Below are 22,849 nucleotides of genomic sequence, written 5' to 3'. Positions count from 1 at the left end.
CCCGGCCGCCGCCGCCCAGTAGACTGAGAGGCATGTCTTCTTCTGTCCCCAATGCCCTGCAGCTCTCTTCCGCATCCGGCCCGCTCCAAGCCGTCCTGTGGGATATGGACGGAACCATCGTTGACACGGAACCCTATTGGATCCAGGCGGAGAAGGACCTGGTCCACAGCTACGGGGGTTCCTGGACCGATTCGGATGCAGAGGCCATGGTGGGCCAGGCGCTGACCTTTGGTGCCGGCCTGCTGCAGAATGCAGGCGTACCCCTGACTGTGCGGGAAATTATTGACCGCCTCATCGGGGAAGTAACAGTGAAGGTCAGGAAACAGGTTCCCTGGCGGCCCGGTGCCCGCGAACTGCTGTCCGAACTCAAGGCACAGGGCATTCCCTGCGTCATGGTCACCATGTCCGAACCGATCCTCGCGAACGAAGTCTGCAGCCAGCTTCCCGCCGGAACGTTCTCCTTTGTTGTGACCGGGGACATGGTCAGCCGGGGCAAGCCCCACCCCGAACCCTACGAGCTGGCCTTCGACCGGCTCTCCGGGCTGGTTCCGGATCTGTCGAAGGACCGTGTGGTTGCCATTGAGGACTCCCTGCCCGGAGTCACGTCGGCCCGGGCCGCCGGGCTGGTTACCCTCGGCGTTCCGCACTTCCTCCCGCTGCCTCCGGATGACGGCCGGCATGAGTGGGACACCCTGGGCGGACGGACCGCGGCAGATCTGGCGTCCCTGGTTTCCGGCGCGACGGCCGGAGCCTCCCGTTGAGTGGTGGCCCGGGCGCCGGGGCACCGGCACCGGCCCGTGACGGGATTCCCCTGGGACGGATCGCCGGAGTACCCATCTACCTGGCGTACTCATGGTTCATCATTGCGGCCTTCATTATTGTGGTTTTCGGGCCGCTGGTACGCCGCAGCTTTCCTTACCTCGGTGCAGGTGCCTACGGCGTCGCCCTGGGCTACGCTCTCCTGCTCCTGGTCTCCGTTCTGGTCCACGAACTGGCCCACGCCCTGCTGGCCAGGGCGTACCGCTGGCCCACGGCAAAAATCGTGCTGACGCTCTGGGGCGGACACACGCAGTTCGGCAACGTCCAATCCACTCCGGGCCGTTCCCTGCTGGTGGCCCTGGCCGGACCGGCGGCAAACTTCGTGCTCGCCGGAGCGGGCTGGCTCTTCCTGACCGCGCTGCCGCTGAGCCCGGTGGCAACACTGCTGGCGGAAATTTTCGTCTGGGCCAACCTGTTGGTGGCAATCTTCAACATCCTGCCCGGGCTGCCGCTTGACGGCGGCAGGATCGTGGAATCCGCCGTCTGGAAAGCCACCGGCTCCCAGGACCGGGGCACCGTAGCCGCCGGATACGCCGGACGCATCATCGCCGTCGGCCTCGCAGCGGCCGTCCTGGTGCCCCCGTACCTCAGGGGAGGTTCCCCTGACCTGCAGACGGTGCTGCTCACCGCTGTGATCTCCGGATTCCTGTGGATGGGGGCCGGGGCGAGCATCCAAAACGCCCGCGTCCGCCTCCGGCTCCCGGAGGTCAAGGCCGGTACCCTCATGCGGCCGGCAGTCTCCGTCCCCTCCGGCTCACCGGTGTCCCGCGCCCGGGAGCAGGTGGGGACGCATGCGGACGCAGCCCTCGTCATCACCGCACCCACGGGCCAGCCGTGGGCAATAGCGGACTCGGGCGCCCTGGCGCTGGTTCCGGACCACCTTGCCGATACCACCGCAGTGGACGCCGCCGCCCGTGCGCTGGCGCCCGGAGCCTACGTCCCGGCCGAAGCTGCAGGTTCAGAATTGGTGGAGTATCTCGCTAAACTTCAGGGCAGTGAGTACGCCGTGATTGACCGCAACGGCGCCGTGGTGGGGATCCTGACCCGGGATGCTGTCCTGAACGCCATCTCCGCCAAGCCGGCCCGGCGCCGGCCGGCCGCTCCGTGACCCGCCCCTGATTTTCCCCTGATTTTCCCCACGCGCCGCAGACACCGCAGTCCGGGGCGCCGGCTTCATCCACTCAGACCAGCACCACACGATCCAAAGGAATACCCATGAACTCGGAGACTCCGGGCCAGACTGCAGCTCCCGCCCCCCACGGAGCCGAACACCGCCGAGGGCCGCTGCGCCCGGGGGAGCGCGTTCAGCTCACCGACGAAAAGGGCCGGCACAGCACCATCACCCTGACCGAGGGGGGCGCCTTCCACACCCACCGCGGATTCCTGCCCCATGACACGATTATCGGCATGCCCGAGGGCACGATCGTCTCCAACACCACGGGCCAGCAGTATCAGGTGCTCCGTCCCCTGCTGTCCGATTTTGTGCTGTCCATGCCCCGCGGTGCGGCCGTCGTCTACCCGAAGGACGCCGGCCAGATTGTCACTATGGCGGACATCTACCCCGGCGCCCGCGTGGTCGAAGCCGGCGTCGGCTCGGGCGCGCTGAGCATCTCGCTGCTGCGTGCCGTCGGAGATCAGGGCTCCCTGCATTCCTTTGAGCGCCGCGAAGAATTCGCTGACATTGCCCGCGGCAACGTAGAGACTTTCTTTGGCGGTCCGCACCCCGCTTGGAACATCAGCATCGGAGACTTCCAGGAAGAAGTGGTCCGCACCGAAGAGCCCGGCAGCGTGGACCGGGTGGTCCTGGACATGCTCGCCCCCTGGGAGTGCACCGACGCCGTCGCCACTGTTCTGGCACCGGGAGGCGTGTGGATTTCCTACGTAGCCACCGTCACCCAGCTCTCCCGTACTGCTGAAGCCATCCGTGCCGACGGCCGCTTTACGGAGCCGGACGGCTGGGAATCCATGGTCCGCGGCTGGCACCTCGAGGGCCTGGCCGTGCGCCCGGACCACCGCATGGTGGCCCACACTGGATTCCTCCTGACCGCTCGGCGCCTGGCCGAAGGCGCCACCGGACTGGTTCCCAAGCGCCGCGCATCCAAGACAAACTTCAGCGAAGAGGACCTCAACGCCTGGACGCCGGCAGCTGTGGGGGAGCGCGAAGTGTCCGCCCACAAGCTCCGCCGGGCCGCCCGCGACGCCAGTTCCAAGGTTCAGCGCGGGGCATTGGAAAACGCTGAAAAGTACAACGCGGACCGGGACGTTACGCCGGAAAACCCCTAGCCGCAATCGGGTTGGTGAATCTTTGCCGGCCCGGTAAAGACAAGAGGTTGCAACCGGTGTGTTGCCTGTGTCACTGGGTTATCGTCAAACCTAGAGACCCTGCGCAACGTGAAGGTGGTCGCAACCATGTCTGAAGCAGAGAACACCTCCAATTCCGGGGCCGAGGAGACGCGCGGATACTTCCGTGACTCCACTGCCCCGGGGGCGGATTCCCCCCAGGTAAGCGTGCTGCGTGACAAGCTGCGGAACGTGGACCGGCAGCTGGCGGCACTGACCCACAACAACGCCCGGCTGGTGGCGATGCTGGAGACGGCGAAGGCGGAGATCATCCGCCTGAAAGACGCCCTCGACAAAGAGGGCGCCACGCCGTTCAGCTTCGCCACCGTGATCTCCGTGAACCACCGGGTTCCGGCCAGCCGGGGCAGGACAACAACGGCAGCGGTCCAGGACAGCCTGGACATTATCCAGTCCGGCCGGAAGCTGCGGGTTTCCGTCAGCCCGCTGCTGGACATGCAGGAGATTGTCGCGGGCCAGGAAGTGCTCCTGAACGAGTCGCTGGTGGCCGTTGCCTCACTCGGTTTCGAGCGCAGCGGCGAACTGTTCACTGTCAAGGAGCTCCTGGGCAGCGACCGCTGCCTGGTCATCGGACGGGCCGACGACGAGCGCGTGGTCCGGCTCAACGGTCCGCTGGAATCGGAGAAGGTCCGGGTGGGCGACGCGCTCACCGTGGACACGCGCATTGGCTACGCGCTGGAAAAGATTCCGCGCAGCGAAGTGGAAAACCTCGTCCTCGAGGAAGTTCCGGACATCGCATACTCCGACATCGGCGGCCTCGGCCCCCAGATCGAGCAGATCCGGGACGCTGTGGAACTGCCCTTCCTGCACCCGGACCTGTACCGGGAACACGGGCTCAAGGCGCCCAAGGGAATCCTGCTGTACGGCCCTCCCGGCTGCGGCAAGACGCTCATCGCCAAGGCCGTGGCCCACTCGCTGGCGGCCCGCGTCATGGAGCAGACCGGTTCCCTCGGCACGCGCAGCTACTTCCTGAACATCAAAGGCCCCGAGCTGCTGGACAAGTATGTGGGGGAGACGGAGCGGCACATCCGTCTGATCTTCGCCCGCGCCCGGGAGAAGGCATCGGGCGGCAGCCCCGTGGTGGTGTTCTTCGACGAGATGGATTCCCTCTTCCGCACCCGCGGCACGGGCATCTCCTCCGACGTGGAAACCACGATTGTTCCGCAGCTGCTTTCCGAGATCGACGGCGTCGAAAAGCTGGAAAACGTCATTGTCATCGGTGCTTCCAACCGTGAGGACATGATTGACCCGGCAATCCTGCGCCCGGGCAGGCTGGACGTGAAAATCAAGATCCTGCGCCCGGATGCCGAGGGCGCGGCGGAGATCTTCGCCAAGTACCTCACCCCCGACCTGCCCCTGCACCGGGACGACCTCGCCGAAAACGGCTACGACCCGCACACGACGGTGCGGGAAATGATCCGCCGGACGGTCGAGAAGATGTACGCCGAGGACAAGTCCAACGAGTATCTGGAGGTCACCTACGCCAACGGTGACACGGAGATGCTCTATTTCAAGGACTTCAACTCCGGCGCCGTCATCCAGAACGTGGTGGACCGGGCCAAAAAGTACGCCATCAAGGATTTGCTCACCCTGCAGCAGCGGGGCCTGCGCATTGACCACCTGATGCGTGCGGTGGTGGATGAATTCCGCGAGCACGAGGACATGCCCAACACCACCAACCCGGATGACTGGGCACGCATTTCCGGCAAGAAAGGCGAGCGCATCACCTACATCCGCACCATCGTCCAGGGCAAAGCCGGACAGGAACCCGGACGCACCATCGAAACAGCCGCCAACCCCGGGCAGTATCTGTGAGCGTGCGCCGTGTCATGGGCACGGAGACCGAATACGGAGTCCTCGCGCCCGGCCTGCCCGCAGCCAACGCAACCGTCCTGTCCAGCCAAATCGTCAATGCCTATGCCGCCTCGAGGAGAAGCGGCCTGGGCAACTTCGGCGGCACCCGGTGGGATTACACGGACGAAGCCCCGCTGAATGACGCCCGGGGCTTCGCCGTGCCGCGCACGGCAGCCGATCCGACCCAGCTGACGGACGCGCCGCCGGTGCTGGATGCGGAACAGATCGCCATGGAGGGGGGAGGACCTGCTGCCCTCTACGGCGAAGAGACCACGGACAATCCGGTGCTGATGAACATGGTGCTTGCCAACGGCGCCCGGCTCTACGTGGACCACGCCCATCCCGAGTACTCATCCCCGGAAGTCACCACGCCGCGCGATGCCGTGCTGTGGGACAAAGCCGGGGACGCCGTCGTACTGGCAGCCATCCGGCACATTGCTGCGGCACCGGGCTTTTCCCCGGTAAACCTCTACAAGAACAACACCGACAGCAAGGGTTCCTCCTACGGATCCCACGAGAATTACCTGGTGCCCCGCAGCGTCCCGTTCACTGACCTGGTCCGGGGCCTGGTTCCGTTTTTCGTCAGCCGGCAGGTCATTGTGGGCTCCGGGCGGGTGGGGATCGGAACCAACAATCAGCGCCAGGGCTACCAGCTGAGCCAGCGTGCCGACTTCTTTGAAGCTGAGGTGGGGCTGGAGACAACCATCCGCCGTCCCATCGTCAACACGCGCGACGAGCCCCACGCAGTGGCGGAAAAATACCGCAGGCTGCACGTCATCATCGGGGACGCAAACCTCAGCGAGGTGTCGGCCCTGCTGAAGATGGGCACCACCTCCATTGTGCTGTCCATGATCGAGGAGGGGACGGCCCCCGAGGTGGAACTGCGGGATCCCGTGGGTTCGCTGCAGGCCATCAGCCACGACCCGAGCCTGCAGCAGCTGGTGGAACTGAAGGACGGCCGCAGGGTCTCCGGGCTGGACCTGCAGGAAATCTATCTGGAAGCCGCCGCGAAACACTGCCGGAGCCGGGGATCGGATGCGGAAACAGAGGACATCCTCACCCGCTGGACCTCCCTGGTGGGGACCCTCAAACGCGACCCGCTGGAAGCGGCCGCCTCCGTGGACTGGGTTGCCAAGCTGAAGCTGATGCAGGCGTACCGGGAGCGTGATTCCCTGTCCTGGTCCGACGCCCGGCTTCACCTGGTGGACCTGCAGTATTCGGATATGCGCCCCGAGAAGGGGCTTTATTACCGGCTGGCGGCACGGGGCCAAATGGAGCGGATTTTGACTGACGCCCAGATAGCACGGGCCGTCACCGAACCTCCGGACGACACCCGCGCCTACTTCCGCGGCAAGTGCGTCAGCCGCTTCCCCCACCAGGTGGTGGGGGCGAGCTGGGATTCGATCATCTTTGAACTGCCCTCACGCCGCCGCCTGCAGCGGATTCCCACCCGTGAGCCGCTGAAGGGAACCCGGGCACTGACCGAAGAGTTATTCGCTGTATCCGAAGATGCAGAAGACTTTGTCACTCGACTCCTGTCCGGTCCCGAACATAGCGTGGCACCATAGGCACTACCAGTTCGGATCACAACCTGTCAGGACCCGTCACAGGGCCGAACGCCGGCCAAGGAAGGCAGACATCATGGCAACCCAGGACCGCAGCAATACCGGAGCCCGCAAGGAAGAAGAGGAGCTGGAGCAGACGCCTCCGCCCGAAAGCGATGCCGGTGCCGGCGCCTCTGCCCAGACGGAGGGCGTGGACGACCTCCTGGATGAAATTGACGGCGTCCTGGAAAACAACGCCGAAGAATTTGTCCGGGGATTCATCCAAAAGGGCGGACAGTAACGGATGGTCCATTGGGATCCCGCATCAGCGGTTAACGGGGCGGCTCCGCCGTCCTTCAGCGATCATCTTGCCCGCTACCACCCCGGCCTTCTCCCCTCAGCCCGGCACTTGGGGACCGCTCCGGCGGGATCCGCCTCCGCCGCGGCCCCGCAGGCCACCACCATTGTTGCCCTCACCTACGCGGGCGGCGTCCTCATGGCCGGAGACAGGCGGGCAACCATGGGCAACATGATTGCCAGCCGCCATATCAAGAAGGTGTTCCCGGCGGACAGGTATTCCGTGGTGGGCATCGCCGGCACCGCCGGACTGGCCCTGGACATGATCCGGCTGTTCCAGGTGGAGCTGGAGCATTACGACAAGATCGAGGGAACGCCCATGAGCCTGGACGGCAAGTCCAACCGGCTTGCAGCAATGGTGCGTTCCAACCTGCCGCTCGCCCTGCAGGGACTGGCCGTGGTGCCGCTCTTTGCCGGGTATGACACCGAACGCCACATCGGCCGTCTTTTCTCCTATGACGTGACCGGAGGCCGCTACGAGGAATACGAACACCACAGCGTCGGGTCCGGATCCGTATTTGCCCGCGGAGCGCTCAAGAAGCTCTGGACGCCGGGCCTGGACGAGGAACAGGCAGTGGCCGTCGCCGTGGAGGCGCTCTATGACGCAGCCGACGACGACTCCGCCACCGGGGGACCGGACATGGTGCGGCAGCTGTGGCCGGTGGTCTACGTGGTCAACAGTGCCGGCAACCGCGAAATCCCGGAACGAGAACTGCAGACCTTCGCCCAGGAACTGGTTAGCCGCCGTTCCGCTGCCGGACTGGAGGGCTGATTATGACGCAGCAGTTCTACGTATCTCCCGAACAGCTCATGAAGGACCGGGCGGACTTCGCCCGGAAAGGCATAGCGCGCGGACGTTCCGTGGTGGTGCTCACCTGCCGTGAGGGAATCGCGCTGGTAGCGGAAAACCCCTCGCCGTCGCTGCACAAGCTCGGCGAGATCTATGACCGGATTGGCTTCGCGGCGGTGGGGAAGTACAACGAATTCGAGAGCCTGCGCCAGGCCGGAGTCCGGTACGCCGATGTCCGCGGATATTCATACTCGCGCGAAGACGTCTCGGCCCGGGGACTGGCCAGCGTCTATGCGCAGAGCCTCGGTTCGGTGTTTACCACCGAAGGAAAACCCTTTGAGGTGGAACTGGCAGTGGCCGAGGTGGGTGCAGAACCCTACGGCGACCACCTGTACCGGCTCACTTTTGACGGTTCAATCGCCGATGAAAGCAATTACGTTGTGATGGGAGGCCAAGCCGACGTGGTCAACGAAGCCCTGGCCCGGACCTGGAACCAGGACACCGGATTCCCCGACGCCATCCGCACGGCGGTTGCCGCACTCTCCGCCACCCGCAGCACCCCTGCAGGTGCCAACGGCTCCAGCGGTTCCAACGGTTACGGCAATGCCGGCGATACCGTCCGGGAGGAACCGGAGCGGCTGGGAGCCGGACTGCTTGAAGTGGCAGTCCTGGACCGCAGCCCGCTGTCTTCCCGCGGCACGGTGCGCGCGTTCCGACGAATCAACACGGTGGAGCTGGACCGTTTGCTGTCCAGCCCGGAGGGAGACTGATGGACCGCAGGATCTTCGGTATCGAGACAGAATTTGGAATTGCCTACTCCGGTCCCGATTCACGGCCGCTTTCGCCCGAGGAAGTGGCCCGTTACCTGTTCCGCAAGGTTGTCAGCTGGGGGCGCTCTTCCAACGTTTTCCTGACCAACGGTTCACGTCTCTACCTCGACGTCGGTTCCCATCCGGAGTACGCCACGGCGGAATGCGACGACCTGGCCCAGCTGGTGGCCCATGACCGGGCCGGCGAACTGATCCTGGACGACCTCATCGACGAGGCGGAGGACCGGCTGCGGGCGGAGGGCTTCAACGGCAGCGTCTACCTGTTCAAGAACAACACCGACTCGGCAGGCAACTCCTACGGGAGCCACGAAAACTACCTCATTCCGCGTCGACTGGAATTCTCCCGCCTGGCGGACATCCTCATTCCGTTCCTCGTGACCCGGCAGCTGCTGGTTGGCGCGGGCAAGGTGCTGAAGACCCAGTCCGGATCCCTGTACGCCTTCTCCCAGCGCGCGGACCACATCTGGGAAGGCGTCTCCTCCGCCACCACGCGTTCGCGTCCCATCATCAACACCCGCGACGAGCCGCATGCCGACGCCGAACACTACCGCCGGCTGCACGTCATCGCCGGTGACTCCAACATGTCCGAGACCACCACCATGCTCAAGGTCGGCTCCGTGGACCTGATGCTCCGCGTCATTGAAGCGGGAGCCATCCTCAGGGATCTGCGGCTGGAGAATCCCATCCGGAGCATCCGTGAGATCTCCCACGACCTCACCGGATCCATGCCGCTGAAGCTGGCCAACGGCTCCACCATGACCGCACTTGAGCTGCAGGGCGTGTACCTGGACCGGGTCAAGGCCTTTGTCTCCGCGAACGGGGCCCACAACCGCCACGTTCCGCGGGTGCTGGACCTTTGGGAGCGCACACTCACCGCGATTGAGTCCCAAGACACCTCGGGCATCGACACCGAGATTGACTGGGCCATCAAGAAGAAACTGGTGGACCGCTACGCGGAGAGGAACTCACTGGCCATGGCGTCTCCGCGCCTGGCGCAGCTGGATTTGACCTATCACGACATTTCCCGCCGCCGGGGACTGTTCTATCTGCTTCAGTCCCGCGGAGAAACGGCCCGGCTGGTGGAGGACAGTGACATCAAAGAGGCCGTGGATGTTCCGCCGCAGAGCACACGGGCCAAGCTCAGGGGAGATTTTGTCCGCCGCGCCAAGGCCGCCAACCGCGACTTCACTGTGGACTGGGTGCACCTGAAACTCAATGACCGCGCCCAGCAGACGGTCCTGTGCAAGGATCCCTTTGCTGCAGTGGATGAGCGGGTCGAAGCCCTTTTGGCAACCCTTTAGCGGTATGGCCGGCGGTCCGGCGGTTCCCGGGCTTTCTGCGCCCTGAACTGCGCTAAGGCGGCACACAGGCAGAAACGCTACGCTGGTATGGAACGTCCGCGCCCTAGACGGCTCCGCCGGTGGATAGCGCGGACCCGACTGTCCACCACTGAAAGAAGTAGTGTGCGAAAAGTACTAGCCATAAGTTTGTCCGCCCTGGTCTTCCTGTCGGCCTGCTCCAGCGACGCCGACAACGACAACAACGGACCTTTGTCCTCGGTCAAGATCGAACGCGGTGAGGAAGGAACTGCCCCCACCATTGAGTTCGACAAGCCGCTGACAGCGGATGAGCCCACCCTGGAGCGAATCAACGACGGCGACGGCGAAGAAGTGGCCGAGGGCCAGACCGCCTCCATCCGCCTCGCTGCAGTGGACCCGGAAAAGGGCGACACCGTCCAGGAGACGTACACCGCCGAGCAGGGCGAAGACCTCGTTGTTGATGACACCCTCAAGCAGAGCAACGAACAGATGTACAGCGCCCTGCTGGGTGCACCCGTAGGGTCCGACTTCGCCTTCTACGTTCCCGCCAATGAAGAAGCCGGCACTGCCGGACAGTTCATTGTCTTCACCGTCACGGATGTGCGGGACGTTCCCACCCGCGCTTGGGGCTCCGACGTTGCCCCCGTTGAAGGTTCCCCCTCGGTGACGCTGGATGACGACGGCAAGCCGACCATCACCGTTCCGAAGACGGAGGCCCCCACTGAACTGGTGGTTCAGGACCTCAAGAAGGGCGACGGAAAGGTCGTCGAGGCCGATGACAGCGTCACGGTGCAGTATGAGGGCGTTAAGTGGTCTGACGGAACCACCTTCGACTCCAGCTGGAGCCGCGGCACCGCCGCTTCCTTCGGACTGGACCAGGTCATCCCTGCGTGGACTGACGGACTGGCGGGCAAGACCGTCGGTTCCCAGGTGCTGATTGTTGCCCCGCCGGCAACCGCTTACGGCACCACTGAAGGACATGAGCTGCAGAACGAGACGCTCGTATTTGTCGTCGACATTCTTGACGCAAAGTAAGATTGCACAAAGTCCACTGATTTAGGAGAACCATGTCATTTGGTAAGCGCGAATATGACCGCCAGAAGCCGGAGATCGACTTTCCGGATCACGAGGCCCCCACTGATCTCCTGATTGAAGACATCGTGGTGGGTGACGGACGCGAGGCCAAGGCCGGGGACACCGTTTCCACGCACTACGTCGGAGTTGCCTTCTCCACGGGTGAAGAGTTTGACGCATCCTGGAACCGCGGCACCCCGCTGGACTTCAAAGTCGGAGTGGGCCAGGTCATCCAGGGCTGGGACCAGGGCCTGCTGGGCATGAAGGTCGGCGGCCGCCGCCGGCTGGAGATCCCCGCTCACATGGCATACGGCGACCGCGGTGCAGGTTCCGCTGTTGCCCCCGGTGAGTCCCTCATCTTCGTAGTTGATCTGCTGGGCGTCCGCTAACCCGGATCCGCGGCAGAAGGCGGGCCGTTCAGCTGCACAGCAGCTGAACGGCCCGCCTTTTTGTGCTTCTTCCGGCGCCCCGTTTTAGTGTTCCGGGAAAGAAAGGGCTTCCGCCTCGGCCGTTTTGTACCTCCGAGGCGCGGTAGATTGGCTTCCGTGCCCGCCAACAGAACCGAACGCCTCCTGAATCTCGTGATCGCGCTGCTGTCCACCCGCAGGGGTTTCACGAAGCACGAACTCTTTGAAGAAATTGAGCTCTACGGCGAGGCGCCGTCGACCGCTGCCCGGGAAAAGCTCTTTGACCGGGACAAGGCCTTCCTGCGGGAACAGGGCATTCCGGTGGAGTCCTACAGCGAGGAAACCCTCTACGACCAGGACAATACGGTCCGCCGTTACCGGATCCGGGCGGATCAGTACCGGCTGCCGGGTGTCCGGTTTACGCCGGAGGAGTCCGCCGTCCTGGCGCTGGCCGCCAGCATGTGGGAGCAGGCCTCCCTCGGATCCGCCGCTGCGCGGGCTCTGCGCAAACTGCAGGCACGCGGCGTGGCTGCCGAAGACGCCGCCTCCAGTGCGCTGCAGCCGCGGATCCGGACCAATGACCCCAACTTTGAGACGGTCTGGAAAGCCACCACCACCCGTACGCCCATCTCTTTTGGCTACCGTCCGGCAGGCCGTTCAACGGCTAAAGAAACAGGCCCGGGAAAACCGGCCCGACGGCGGCGCAGTACGGTGCGCCATCTGCAGCCTTGGGGGATGGGCAGCAGGTTTGGCCACTGGTATGTCGTCGGATGGGATGCGGACCGCGGCGCGGAGAGGTTCTTCCGGCTCTCCCGCATGACCACACCCGTCAGCCTGGACGAGGGCAGCTACGACGTGCCCGCCGGCTTCACCATTGATGCCTCCCTCGCCTCCCTGGACCGGGTCTTCGCCCCGGTAACGGCCGTGGTCCGCGTGCGGGAAGGCGCGGCAGCGGAACTGCGGCTGCGCGCCGACGCAGCGCCGGTACCGTCCGGGCAGCCTGGCTGGGAGGAATTAACGCTCACGGTTCCGGATCTGGACGCGCTTGCTGCGGACACAGCCGCAATGGGCTCCCGTGCCGAGGCCGTTCACCCGCCCGAATTCCGCGCCGCCGTCGCCGACCTGCTCCGGCTGGCCCTGGCGGCACAGGACAAACCGGTGCCCGCATTCACCCTCGTTCCGCGCGGACCCGCCCCTGCCGCCAGCTCCACCGCTGCCCAGAGCCACCTGACCCGCCTGCTGGACCTGGTGCCGTATGTGCTGGGGAACCAGGGAGCAGATCTTGAACAGACGGCCCGCCGCTTCGGGGTGACTCCCGCCCAGCTGGCCGATGACCTGAACCTGCTCTTCGTGAGCGGTCCGCGGCACTACCCCAACGGCCTGATGGACGTGAATTTTGAAAACGGCCAAATCTTCATCGATAACGCCGAGGACCTCTCCGAACCGGTGCGGCTGGGCATGGATGAGGCAGCGGCTCTGATTGTGGGACTGGAAACCCTGTCATCCCTCCCCGGCGTGGGCACTGCTCCGGCACTGGCCAGCGCCCTGGAGAAGCTCAGCGAAGCGGCAGGGGAGGCGGGGCGGGTGGGCACCGCCGTCGCCGCCAGACTGGCGGAACCCACGGCCGCCGCCGGCGTCCTGGACACGCTGCAGCGTGCCATCGCCGGCCGCCGCCAGCTGAGCCTCCGGTACCTCGTGCCGAGCCGCGACGAAATAACGGACCGCACGGTGGATCCGCGCCGGATCTTTTCCGTGAACGACCTCTGGTACCTGGAAGCCTGGTGCCATCGTTCCGAGGGGGTGCGCAACTTCCGGGTGGACCGGATCCACGGCGTCACAGATTCCGGACCCGCTTCGTGGCAGGGCCCCGATCCCGATGCCGCCTTCCCTTCCGGCCTGTTCCGCCCCGGAGATGAAGATCTCCTGGTTACGCTCATCCTTGAGCCCTCTGCCAGCTGGGTGGAAGGAGCATACGACGCCGTCCGCCGCGCTGATCTGCCGCGCGGACGCAGCGCCGTGGAACTGCGCGTGGGAAATACGCGCTGGATTCCCGGCTTCATTGCGCGGCAGGGCGGCGGCGCGGCCGTCGCCGAGCCGCAGGAGCTGCGGCGCGAAACGCAGACGTGGCTGCGGGAGGCCCTGGCAAACTATCCTGCCGGGCAGACCGACCGCTGATTTCCGGCGAGGGGGTGCCTGCTCCGCCCGCGGGCGCTGCGATGCCGGTCCAAGGCGTCCCCGGCACTATGCTTGAACTATGCCTTGGTGGTCCTGGATTTTGATATGGGCGGCGCTTGTTGTCGCCGCCGCGGCGTTCTACGCCCTGATTGGCTGGCGGATTTTCCGCAAGTTCATGAGTACACTGCGTGAAGCTGAGAGCGCTGTATCGGCGCTGGCTGTTTCCGTGCCGGTAGCGGCGGCACCGCTCGCGGCCACGCCGGACCGGGAGCTGGGGATTTTCGAGGACCCCATCCTCGTGAGGGCCCGCTACGAAGAAGGCAAAGAAGCCCGAAAGCTCCGGCGCAGAGAGCGCCGGGTGAGCCGGCGCCTGTCGAATAACCAGCCCCGCGCCCTGCGGGACTTCCCAGATCTCTGACATACAATGTCTGCAAACGAAAGGACACCGGCATGAATATTCAAGGCTGGCAAATCGCAATTCTGGTCATTCTGGCCCTCCTGCTCTTTGGCGCACCCAAGCTACCCGGGCTGGCCCGCAGCGTGGGACAGTCGCTGCGCATCTTCAAGTCCGAGGTCCGCCAGATGCAGGACGAGAACAAGCCGGCAGCTTCTGCCGAAGAGCCGGTGGAAGGACGAATCGTCAACACTCCGCCCGCAGCCGGCACTCCGTCCGCCCCGGTTCCCCCCACCGCCTCCGTTCCGCCCACCGTTCCGGTTCCGCCGGCAGCACCCGGCCATGCAGCCGCTCCCGGCACGGATCAGCGCCCCGCGGGTAACCCGCCCACCAGCCTGTAACGGCCGTGGCGCTGACCCAAGGGCGCAAATCCAACCCTGAAGGGCGGATGGCCCTTAAGGAACACCTGAAAGAAGCGCGCAACCGCCTCTTCAAGGCCGGCATCGCCATGCTGCTTGGCACCGTGGCGGGCTTCTTTCTGTACACGCCTGTTTTTGCCGCGCTGACCCGCCCGGTTACCGATGTCGGCAACGAGGACGGCCGGCTGGCCACCATCAACTTCGAAGGTGTGGCAACACCCTTCGACCAAATGATCCAAGTCTCCATCTTCATTGGGCTCCTGGTGTCCTGCCCGGTATGGCTTTACCAGCTGTGGGCCTTCATTACCCCCGGACTGAAGACGAAGGAACGCCGCATCGCCCTGGGTTTCCTGGCGGCCTCCGTACCACTGTTCCTGGGCGGCGTCGCGCTGGCCTGGATCCTGCTGCCCAGCGCCATTAAGGTCCTCACGGGCTTCACGCCCGAGGGCAGCGCCAACGTCATCACCGCCAGCGTCTACCTGGCCTTTGTGCTTCGTCTCATGCTCGCCTTTGGCATTGCCTTCCTGATCCCGGTGGTTCTGGTGGGCCTGAACATGACAGGGATCCTTCCGGGCAAGCTCATCGTCAAGTACTGGCGGATCACGCTCTTCCTGATCTGCGTTTTCGCTGCCATGGCCGCCCCCGGCGGTGACGCCCTGAGCATGTTCTACATGGCCGCCCCGCTGCTGCTGCTGTTCGGCGTAGCCGTGGGGATCTGTCTCCTCAATGACAAGCGCCGCGCCCGCCGGCGGGCTGAGCGCGAAGCCGAAATCGACGAGAGTGCCAATACGGCCACACCGCTGGAAAACCTGTAACACTTCCGGGGCCCCGGTTCAGCCCAAGGCGGAGCAGCACCTTCAAAGGCGCGTCCGGGGCCCCGCAGAGTCTAGGCTGGGAATATGACTTCCCCGTCGGAGCGGTACCTGGCCGCGAAAGAACGTGCCGAGCACTCCAAGACCCATCTGGCCGTCTTTGAGCAGCAACTGGGCTTTGACCTTGATCCCTTCCAATCCGAGGCCTGCCGTTCGGTTGAGGCCGGCAGAGGCGTCCTCGTGGCTGCCCCCACCGGTGCCGGCAAGACGGTGGTGGGGGAGTTCGCCGTCTACATGGCCCTGGAACGCGGCCTCAAGGCGTTCTACACCACCCCCATCAAAGCGCTGAGCAACCAGAAGTACCTTGAGCTTTCGGCCTCCTACGGCTCGGACCGGGTGGGGCTGCTCACCGGTGACACGAGCATCAACCCGGACGCGGACGTCGTCGTCATGACCACCGAAGTCCTGCGCAACATGCTGTACTCCAACTCCTCCACCCTGGATGACCTGGGGTACGTGGTGATGGACGAGGTGCACTACCTGGCCGACCGGTTCCGCGGAGCCGTCTGGGAAGAAGTCATCATCCACCTGCGCTCCGACGTGCAGCTGGTCTCCCTCAGTGCCACCGTTTCCAACGCGGAGGAGTTCGGAGCCTGGCTGGATACGGTGCGCGGCGACACCGACGTCGTAGTGTCCGAACACCGGCCCGTGCCGCTTTGGCAGCACGTCATGGTGGGCCGCGACATCATGGACCTTTTCGAGTCCGACGTGTCCTTCGACGAAGCGGCGGAACCGGCGCAGCCGGCCGGCGTCCAGGAACGCTACCGGGTGAATCCCGAACTGCTCGAGCTCGCCCGGGCCGAATCCCGGATCAACCAGCGCGGCCACGGCGGTCATTGGGGCGGCTCCCGCGGATCCTCGCACAGCAGCCGGCGCGACACTTCGCGCCGCGGGCCCTCGGGACCGCCCATCAGCCGGATCCCCAAGGCATCGCGTCCGGCCGTCATTGCCCAGCTGGACAAGCGCGGCCTGCTGCCGGCCATCACCTTCATCTTCTCCCGTAACGGCTGCGAGGGAGCCGTGCGCCAGTGCGTGGACTCGGGGCTGTGGCTCACCAGCGAGTCCGAACGCACGGCCATTGCCCGCATTGTGGACGAAGCCAGCCAGGACATTCCCGAAGATGACCTGGAAGTGCTTGGCTTCTGGACCTGGCGCGAGGGGCTGATCCGCGGGTTTGCCGCCCACCATGCCGGCATGCTGCCCACCTTCAAGGAAGTGGTGGAACGGCTGTTCACCGCCGGCCTGGTCCGGGCCGTCTTCGCCACCGAAACCCTGGCCCTTGGCATCAACATGCCGGCCCGCACCGTGGTGCTGGAAAAGCTGGACAAGTTCAACGGAGAAGCCCACGTGGACATCACCGCGGGGGAGTACACCCAGCTCACCGGCCGTGCCGGACGCCGCGGCATCGACGTCGAAGGCCATGCAGTGGTCCTCTGGCAGCCCGGCACAGACCCCGCCGCCGTTGCCGGCCTGGCCTCCCGCCGGACCTATCCGCTGAACTCCAGCTTCCGTCCCACGTACAACATGAGCATCAACCTGATGGCCCAGTTTGGCCGCGAGCGGTCGCGCGAAATCCTGGAGTCGTCCTTTGCCCAGTTCCAGGCGGACCGCTCGGTGGTGGGACTGGCGAAGCAGGTCCGGTCCAGGGAGGAGTCCTTGGCCGGGTATGAAAAGGCCATGACCTGCCATCTGGGCGACTTCACCGAGTATGCCGCGCTGCGGCGCCAGCTGTCGGACCTGGAAGCACAGGCCTCCAAGACCCACGCACGGGACCGCCGCTCCGCCGTCGCCTCCTCTCTGGACGGACTGGTGCAGGGAGACGTGATCCTTATCCCCGGGGGGCGGAATTCCGGCTACGCCGTGGTGCTGCCGCAGGAAGCCCAGCCAGGCCGGGAGGCCCGCACCACGGTGCTGACCGAAGACAAGCAGATCCGCCGCATCACCGCCGCTGAACTGGACGGCCCGGTGGAGATGGTCTCGCATATCCGCGTTCCCAAGTCCTTTAATTCCCGGGCGGCGAAGGACCGGCGTGATCTGGCCTCCTCCGTCCGGAACGCCCTGCATGACCACCGCCCTCCGCGCAAGTCCGCGGCCCGCGGCGGGGACCTGCACGTGGGCGGCAGCAACCGCCAGGAACAGGCGATTGCGGAGCTGCGCCGGAAGATGCGGGCCCATCCCTGCCACGGCTGCAGTGACCGCGAAAACCATGCACGCTGGGCCGAGCGCTGGTGGAAACTGCGCCGGGAGACGGATAATCTGGCGGCGCAGATCCGCGGCCGCACCAACACCATTGCCAAGACCTTCGACCGGGTGTGCGACGTTCTGGGCCGCTACGGTTATGTGGCGCCGGACGAGGACGGCCGGGTGGTGGTAACTCCAACGGGTCAGAAGCTGCGCCGCATTTACGGTGAAAAGGACCTCCTGACCGCCCTGTCGCTGCAAAAGGGAGCCTTTAACGACGTCGACGCCGCTGAACTGGCAGCGCTGGCCACCGCCCTGGTGTACCAGGCCAAACGCGAAGAGCGCGGCGTGCGGCCAAAGCTGCCCAGCGTGTCCCTTGAAGTGGCCATGGACATCATCATCCGGCAGTGGTCCGAGCTCACCGACCTTGAAGAGTCTGAACGGCTCCCGCAGACCGGCGAGCCCGAGCTGGGCCTGGTCTGGCCCATGTACAAGTGGGCGAAGGGCAAGCACCTTCAACTGGCGCTGAACGGCACCGAATTGGCGGCCGGGGACTTTGTCCGCTGGACCAAGCAGGTCATCGACCTCCTGGACCAGCTGGCCAAGGTTCCCGACCTGCCCGGGGGTCTGCGCCGGCGGTGCATCGAGGCCATCGGCCTGATCCGCCGCGGCGTCGTTGCCTATTCCGCCGTCGGCTAGTAACCGCGGCACCCCGAACACCCTTGACCCGCGGGCCTGCGCGGCCGGCAAACCCCGCATGCCCGTGCTTCCCGCCGGCCTGCACCATTGAACAGCACGACCCAACAGCACTACAGAAAACAGGTGAGTCCTTGAACGCCAACCCCGCTCCGAGCAGCTCCAAGCTGACGCTTTACCGCAACGGATCCGTGTACAGCGCGGCTGATCCGTTTGCCACGGCAATGCTGGTGGACGGGGACACCATCGCGTGGGTTGGCTCCGAACATGCAGCCACGTCGCTGCAGGATAACCGGATGACCGTCGTTGACCTGCAGGGCGCGCTCATCACGCCCGGGTTTGTGGACTCGCATGCCCATATTACGGAAACCGGCGCTGCACTGTCCTCCCTGGATCTGACCGGTGCATCCTCCCTCGCCGAACTTCTGGACCTGGTGGCCAAGGCCGCAGCGGGCACAGAAGGCCTGATTGCCGGTTACGGATGGGACGAGTCCTCCTGGCCGGAGCGCAGGGTGCCGACGGCTGCCGAGCTGGATGCGGCGTCGGGATCCCGTCCGGTCTACCTGGCACGGACCGACGTGCACTGCGCCGTCGTCTCCGGAACCCTAGCCGCCGGGCTGAAGCTGGCAGAATACGACGGCTGGGACAACGGCTTTGTGGTCCGGGCCGCGCACACCGTTGCGCGGACGGCATCCCGGTCCCTGGACCTGGCCCAGCGCTCCCGCTACCAGCAGGCCGCCCTGAAGCACGCAGCCGGGCAGGGCATCATCGCGGTAACCGAAATGGCCGCGCCACACATCTCCCCGGTCGAGGATCTTCGCCAGCTGATGGGCTTGGAAGGCTCCCTGGGCTCGGACCCGCTGCCGGAGGTGCTTCCCTACTGGGGGCAGCTCGCCCAGACGGAGGCCGAACTGGAAGAAATCACGGCGCCGTTTGAGGGCCGCCTGCGCGGGCTGGCCGGAGACCTGAACATGGACGGGTCCATCGGTGCCCGGACGGCCGCCCTCAGGGCACCCTACGCGGATGCCCCGGAAACGTCCGGAACCCTGTACCTGACCGCCGAGCAGGCCGGACGGCATCTGGAGCTGGCCACCCGCGCCGGACTTCAGGGCGGTTTCCACGTGATCGGCGACGGCGGCCTGGATACCGTCCTGGCGGGCCTCCGGCTCGCCGCCGAAGCCGTGGGCGAGGACCGAATCCGTGCCTCCCACCACCGGCTGGAACATGTCGAGATGGCCGACGACGCCGCGATCGCCGAGCTGGTGCGTTACGGCGCGATCGCCAGCATGCAGCCGGGGTTCGATGCCGCCTGGGGCGGAACCGGTGAACTCTACGAGCAGCGGCTGGGTGAACGGAGCCGCTCGATGAACCGTCTGGCATCCCTGCTTTCCGCCGGAGTCATGGTGGCCATGGGGTCCGATTCTCCCGTTCTGCCGCTGGATCCCTGGTCCGCCGTGCGGGCCGCGGTCTCGCTCTCCAACCCCGAGGAGCGCATTTCCGCCCGTGCGGCCTTCATTGGCCACACCCGGGCGGGATGGCGGGCCGCCGGCTCGGGGAACTTCATGCTGGGCCAGCTGGCACCCGGGGCGCCGGCGTCGTATGCGGTGTGGGAAGTCGAGGAACTCATGGTGCAGACGCCGGATGCCAAGGGTGCGGCCTGGAGCACCGATCCGCGGGCCGGCACTCCGCTGCTCCCCGCGCTGGACACCGCCCATCAGCCGCGCTGCCTGCTGACGGTCCACAACGGAACCGAACTCTACCGATCAGTAGGTTTTTAACGGCGCTATGCCGGTCTTCAGCCCCGCCTGACCTGCACTGACGCACAAACGTCCTAGTCAGAGGCTTGTTGACACAGCAGAGACAGCACGTAGGCTAGGGGAATCGCGGAGCAGCCCGTCAAAATCCGGGCTTTCCGCGGCCGGATAAATCCCGCACTGCTTGACATGTGCACACTAGGGGCGGGTCCCATCGTCAGTAGAAAACAGTTCCGGCGGAAGCCGGTTCTGGCCCGAAGGCGAAGGGACCCGCCCCGATGTGTGCCCGGAAGCGCCCGGGGATGTGACCGGGGTGTGACCGGCATGGCATCGGGCGCTGCACGGGGCGGCAGCCGGCTCCCATATACTGGGAAGTCGTGTTGGGGTAACACCCCCACTGGCTGCGTTCCACGCAGCCTGTCCCCAATGAAAGGCAACCTGCGTGCGCGTCCTGACCATCATCCCGACTTACAACGAAATCGAATCCCTCCCCAAAACGCTCCAGCGGCTGCGGCTGGCGGTACCGGATTCGGACGTGCTGATCGCGGACGATAACAGCCCGGACGGCACCGGTGCCTATGCAGACGAGATCGCCGCCAAGGACCCCCAAGTTCATGTGCTGCACCGCAGGGGAAAAGAAGGACTCGGAGCGGCCTACATTGCCGGTTTCCGCTGGGGCCTGGAACGCGGCTACGACATCCTCGTGGAAATGGACGCAGACGGATCCCATAAGCCCGAGCAGCTGCCGCTGCTGCTGGAAGCTGCGGAGAAGGGTGCCGATCTGGTCATCGGCTCCCGCTGGGTCACGGGCGGCTCCGTGGTCAACTGGCCCCTGCACCGCAAGATCCTCTCCCGCGGAGGAAGCACCTACTCGCGCCTCATGCTGGGCATCGGAGTCCGTGACATCACCGCAGGGTTCCGGGCTTTCCGGCGCAGCACCCTGGAAGCGCTGGACCTCAGCGCCGTTGAATCGGTGGGCTACGGATTCCAGGTGGACATGACGTTCCGCGTTGCCCGTATGGGCCTGCGCATCCAGGAGGTGCCGATCACCTTTGTTGAGCGGGAATTTGGTGCTTCCAAGATGAGCGGGAACATTGTCTTCGAAGCCATCGCCAACGTGACGAAGTGGGGCCTGGGCGCCCGCTGGAACAAGCTGACCCACCGGAGCTAAAGACCCGGCCCGGACACCTTGGGCCCGGATACACCAAAGGGAGGGCGGCTGCCGTACGGCAGCCGCCCTCCCTTTAATGTGCTGTTCGGGCGCGAAGACCCGGACTGCTGTTTTCCGATCCTGCTACTTCGAGGCTGAAGTGCGCTCTCCGCGGCGCTCACGCAGGATGGTCAGGCGATCCTGGAGGATCGTCTCCAGTTCCTCGATGCTGCGTCGCTCCAGCAGCATGTCCCAGTGGGTACGGACCGGCTTGTCGTTGCTGGTGTCCGGCTTCTCGCCGTCGACCAGGAGCGCTTCCTTGCCGGTCTTGGATACCCATACCGGAGGAACATCGGCCTCGGCAGCGAACGTCACGAATACCCGTTCGCCGTCCTCGCAGCGGTATTCCACCCGCTGGCGGGGAGCCGGCTCAACGCCGGACTCAGTCTCCATGCTCTGCGCGCCAAGGCGCATACCCCGCAGGCTGCGATCGCTCATCTTTTCTCCCTCTTCAGTCCGAAGGATCCCGGAGGACCCGTCTGTAGTGCTGGTTGGTACCGTTCGGCCCCGGTACCCTAAAGTTTGTGCCACCCGACCGGACACGCAGTCCGCATCCGATTAACGGTTCCGTCCGGCAAGCGCCCCACAGTCTTCAACGCGGCGTCGGCGCCGAATGTTCCGGCACGGAGCTGCGTTCAGCAGGCGGGCGCCTGGGGACAGACCCCGGCAAACAACCAATTATACCGGGCGGCAGCCGGTCATGGTAACCGCGGCCCGGAGCCGCGGTTACCATGACCCGAAGCGGGCCCTTAGAGGGCTGCGTCGGGGGAGCCTGCGAGGGTCGGGGAGGCAGGTGCCGAAGCCGCTGCCGCAGCACCGTCCGCAGCGGGCACCGACGCCTTGCCCGACGCGGCAGGGGAGGTACCGTTGGCAGTGCCGTTGGGGGAGAGGGCATCGGGAACAAAGTTCCCCAGTGCACTGCCCACACCCTTGAGTGCTTCGCCAAGCTCGCTCGGAATGATCCAGAGCTTGTTCGAGGTGCCCTCAGCCAGCTTGGGCAGGGTCTGCAGATACTGGTAGGCCAGCAGCTTCTGGTCGGGGTTGCCCTTGTGGATGGCCTCGAACACCTTGGCAATGGCCTGGGATTCGCCGTCGGCCCGGAGGATGTCAGCTTTGGCATCACCCTCGGCTGCCAGGATGGCTGCCTGCCGGCGGCCTTCGGCGTTCAGGATCTGCGCCTGCTTGGTACCTTCAGCGGTGAGGATGGTGGCGCGGCGCTCACGTTCGGCACGCATCTGCTTTTCCATGGAATCCTGGATGGACAGGGGCGGCTCGATGGCCTTGAGCTCAACGCGGGAAACACGGATGCCCCAGCGGCCGGTGGCATCATCGAGCACACCGCGCAGCTGGCCGTTGATGCGGTCACGCGAGGTGAGTGCTTCTTCGAGGTTCAGTCCGCCGACGACGTTGCGCAGCGTTGTGGTGGTCAACTGCTCAACCGCGTGGATGTAGTTGGCGATTTCATAGGTGGCGGCGCGCGGATCGGTGACCTGGAAGTACACGACCGTATCGATCGAGACCACCAGGCTGTCCTCGGTAATAACCTGCTGCGGCGGGAAGGAAACTACCTGCTCGCGGAGATCCAGCAGCGGCAGCAGCCGGTCCACAAACGGAATCAGGATGGTCAGGCCCGGGTTCAGGGTCCGCTGGTACTTGCCCAGGCGTTCGACGACGCCCGCGCGTGCCTGCGGAATGATCTTGACCGATTTCACCAGGATGACCAGGACAAAAATTATCAGGACAGCCAGAATGATGACGAGGCCCGTTGTTCCGGAACTCATATTCCCCCTTCAAGG

18 protein-coding genes and 2 pseudogenes are annotated in these 22,849 nt (G+C 65.3%); 18 read left to right on the top strand and 2 right to left on the bottom strand.

Going from position 1 to position 22,849, the window contains the following annotated elements; translation table 11 throughout:
• Positions 1 to 32 precede the first annotated feature (32 nt).
• The 18 genes and pseudogenes from AC4D2W_RS03240 (at position 33) to AC4D2W_RS03155 (ending at position 21,014) form a co-directional block, all read left to right on the top strand.
• Positions 33 to 761 (top strand): HAD family hydrolase, encoded by a 729-nt coding sequence (locus tag AC4D2W_RS03240; RefSeq protein ID WP_490925466.1) that lies wholly within the window; start codon positions 33 to 35, stop codon positions 759 to 761.
• Positions 758 to 1,927: a site-2 protease family protein gene (locus tag AC4D2W_RS03235; protein ID WP_490925465.1), complete on the top strand. Its 1,170-nt coding sequence runs from the start codon at positions 758 to 760 to the stop codon at positions 1,925 to 1,927. Before AC4D2W_RS03240 ends, AC4D2W_RS03235 begins: the two co-directional genes overlap by 4 nt.
• A gap of 107 nt (positions 1,928 to 2,034) precedes the next feature.
• Positions 2,035 to 3,102, top strand: coding sequence for a tRNA (adenine-N1)-methyltransferase (locus AC4D2W_RS03230; protein ID WP_490925464.1), 1,068 nt, complete (start codon positions 2,035 to 2,037; stop codon positions 3,100 to 3,102).
• Between the two features lie 216 nt (positions 3,103 to 3,318).
• A pseudogene (gene arc, locus AC4D2W_RS03225) lies at positions 3,319 to 4,992 on the top strand (proteasome ATPase); the annotation flags it as partial.
• A 14-nt stretch (positions 4,993 to 5,006) separates the two neighbouring features.
• Positions 5,007 to 6,599: a depupylase/deamidase Dop gene (gene dop, locus AC4D2W_RS03220; protein WP_490926007.1), complete on the top strand. Its 1,593-nt coding sequence runs from the start codon at positions 5,007 to 5,009 to the stop codon at positions 6,597 to 6,599.
• Between the two features lie 73 nt (positions 6,600 to 6,672).
• Entirely contained in the window at positions 6,673 to 6,876 is a 204-nt protein-coding gene (locus tag AC4D2W_RS03215; protein WP_490925463.1) for a ubiquitin-like protein Pup, read from the top strand.
• Positions 6,877 to 6,879: 3 nt separating this feature from the next.
• A complete protein-coding gene (prcB, locus tag AC4D2W_RS03210; protein ID WP_490925462.1) occupies positions 6,880 to 7,704 on the top strand; it encodes a proteasome subunit beta in 825 nt (274 codons plus the stop codon).
• A gap of 2 nt (positions 7,705 to 7,706) precedes the next feature.
• On the top strand, positions 7,707 to 8,492 hold the full coding sequence (gene prcA, locus AC4D2W_RS03205; RefSeq protein WP_490925461.1) for a proteasome subunit alpha: 786 nt from the start codon (positions 7,707 to 7,709) through the stop codon (positions 8,490 to 8,492).
• On the top strand, positions 8,492 to 9,853 hold the full coding sequence (gene pafA, locus AC4D2W_RS03200; protein ID WP_490925460.1) for a Pup--protein ligase: 1,362 nt from the start codon (positions 8,492 to 8,494) through the stop codon (positions 9,851 to 9,853). The genes prcA and pafA overlap by 1 nt, the downstream gene beginning before the upstream one ends.
• Before the next feature lie 162 nt (positions 9,854 to 10,015).
• Positions 10,016 to 10,906 (top strand): FKBP-type peptidyl-prolyl cis-trans isomerase, encoded by an 891-nt coding sequence (locus AC4D2W_RS03195; protein ID WP_490925459.1) that lies wholly within the window; start codon positions 10,016 to 10,018, stop codon positions 10,904 to 10,906.
• Positions 10,907 to 10,938: 32 nt separating this feature from the next.
• Entirely contained in the window at positions 10,939 to 11,334 is a 396-nt protein-coding gene (locus AC4D2W_RS03190; protein ID WP_400929249.1) for an FKBP-type peptidyl-prolyl cis-trans isomerase, read from the top strand.
• 156 nt (positions 11,335 to 11,490) lie between these two features.
• A complete protein-coding gene (locus AC4D2W_RS03185; RefSeq protein WP_490925458.1) occupies positions 11,491 to 13,527 on the top strand; it encodes a helix-turn-helix transcriptional regulator in 2,037 nt (678 codons plus the stop codon).
• Positions 13,528 to 13,606: 79 nt separating this feature from the next.
• On the top strand, positions 13,607 to 13,945 hold the full coding sequence (locus AC4D2W_RS03180) for a hypothetical protein (RefSeq protein WP_490925457.1): 339 nt from the start codon (positions 13,607 to 13,609) through the stop codon (positions 13,943 to 13,945).
• Between the two features lie 32 nt (positions 13,946 to 13,977).
• Positions 13,978 to 14,172: pseudogene (gene tatA / locus AC4D2W_RS03175) on the top strand (Sec-independent protein translocase subunit TatA); the annotation flags it as partial.
• A 155-nt stretch (positions 14,173 to 14,327) separates the two neighbouring features.
• Positions 14,328 to 15,155, top strand: a complete 828-nt coding sequence (gene tatC / locus AC4D2W_RS03170; RefSeq protein ID WP_490925456.1) for a twin-arginine translocase subunit TatC — start codon at positions 14,328 to 14,330, stop codon at positions 15,153 to 15,155.
• Between the two features lie 84 nt (positions 15,156 to 15,239).
• A complete protein-coding gene (locus AC4D2W_RS03165; RefSeq protein WP_490925454.1) occupies positions 15,240 to 18,092 on the top strand; it encodes a DEAD/DEAH box helicase in 2,853 nt (950 codons plus the stop codon).
• Between the two features lie 131 nt (positions 18,093 to 18,223).
• Positions 18,224 to 19,867 (top strand): amidohydrolase, encoded by a 1,644-nt coding sequence (locus AC4D2W_RS03160; RefSeq protein WP_490925453.1) that lies wholly within the window; start codon positions 18,224 to 18,226, stop codon positions 19,865 to 19,867.
• 418 nt (positions 19,868 to 20,285) lie between these two features.
• Positions 20,286 to 21,014, top strand: a complete 729-nt coding sequence (locus AC4D2W_RS03155; RefSeq protein ID WP_490925452.1) for a polyprenol monophosphomannose synthase — start codon at positions 20,286 to 20,288, stop codon at positions 21,012 to 21,014.
• A 123-nt stretch (positions 21,015 to 21,137) separates the two neighbouring features.
• Here AC4D2W_RS03155 and AC4D2W_RS03150 read toward each other — a convergent pair whose 3' ends face one another.
• Together AC4D2W_RS03150 and AC4D2W_RS03145 are read right to left on the bottom strand one after the other, a co-directional pair.
• Positions 21,138 to 21,491, bottom strand: a complete 354-nt coding sequence (locus tag AC4D2W_RS03150; RefSeq protein ID WP_104054264.1) for an RNA polymerase-binding protein RbpA — start codon at positions 21,489 to 21,491, stop codon at positions 21,138 to 21,140.
• Between the two features lie 311 nt (positions 21,492 to 21,802).
• A complete protein-coding gene (locus tag AC4D2W_RS03145) occupies positions 21,803 to 22,834 on the bottom strand; it encodes an SPFH domain-containing protein (RefSeq protein WP_490925451.1) in 1,032 nt (343 codons plus the stop codon).
• Between the last annotated feature and the right edge of the window lie 15 nt (positions 22,835 to 22,849).

Source organism: Arthrobacter sp. TJ-58, assembly GCF_058269295.1.
This window is presented reverse-complemented; position numbering and strand designations above follow the sequence as displayed.